The sequence below is a fragment of the Flavobacterium sp. EDS genome (genome assembly GCF_020991525.1).
Classification (GTDB): Bacteria; Bacteroidota; Bacteroidia; order Flavobacteriales; family Flavobacteriaceae; genus Flavobacterium.
Genome location: NZ_JAJMOZ010000043.1, coordinates 1 through 966, shown reverse-complemented (window position 1 = coordinate 966; position 966 = coordinate 1). Strand labels below are relative to the sequence as shown.

Annotated in this window: 2 protein-coding genes; both read left to right on the top strand. The window is 28.4% G+C overall.

The annotated features are described in order from the left end of the window. Positions 1 to 422: hypothetical protein (locus LPB87_RS20590; RefSeq protein ID WP_230729225.1), on the top strand; the 422-nt coding region annotated here is incomplete at its 5' end. Next, positions 419 to 966, top strand: a 548-nt coding sequence (locus LPB87_RS20585) for a hypothetical protein (protein WP_230729224.1), incomplete at its 3' end; no start/stop codon positions are given. The genes LPB87_RS20590 and LPB87_RS20585, both read left to right, overlap by 4 nt.

The following is a 966-nucleotide window of genomic DNA, read 5'->3' as shown; positions in this document are numbered from 1 at the left end:
CAGCTGATTTCTTAGGAAGTATAAATACATATGTAAGAGAAAAAATTGAACCAAGTAACAAAGAGATAACTACTACTGCTACTTCTAAAAAAGGAGGAGGCGAAAATGAAAAGTCAACAGGTAAAAAAGTTGGAGATAATATTAGTGCCGATGCATTTCTAGATGGAGCTCCTGGTGTAGCAAAAAATGGAAATAATCTCAAAAGTAATAAAGACATAATGAGGGCGGCGGCTGATTTACGTAAATTATCTGACAAAGTTGATAAAGCAGAAAAAATGGTTAACGAAGTTATTAAGGAAAATTCAGGTAAAAGAGATAAATCATCGGATATGGTTCAAACGGTTAATGACTCTAAAAACCCTAATAATAATCAGTTCGTACGAAGAGATTTTTTAGAAACAAAGCAAAAAAAGAAACAATGAAAAAAAAATATATAGTAATACTTGTTGTACTACTCGGACTAATAGTTTTGTTTTTTCATTTTAAAGATGAAAAAGTTCATACGTTTGAAGAATACAGTCCATCAGGAAAATTGATAAGTACAAACGAATACGTGATTAGAAATGGTAAGCCAATTCAGCACGGAAAGTTTGTAAACTATAACAAAAAGGGGATTAAAATTGCTGAAGGCAATTTTGTAAACAACGAACCTAATGGGAAAAGTATTTATTATTTTGATAATGGTAAAATAGAATCGATTCAGTATAAGAAAACCAGTAAAATCATACAAGAAAGCATTTTTTACAATTCTAATGGTTTAATTAGAAAGTATATATTTTATAATGATTTAGGAGAGCCTTACTTTATTATTGATTTTGATGAAAAAGGAGTAAGAGAATTTAAAGGTCCTACAATAAAAGAAATTTATCAATATAATATCAAAAATGATCAACATTTAAAAGTAGGTGATGTTTTAAAGTATAGTTATATTGTTGCTAATATTCCTAATGCAAAATGCAATTTTAA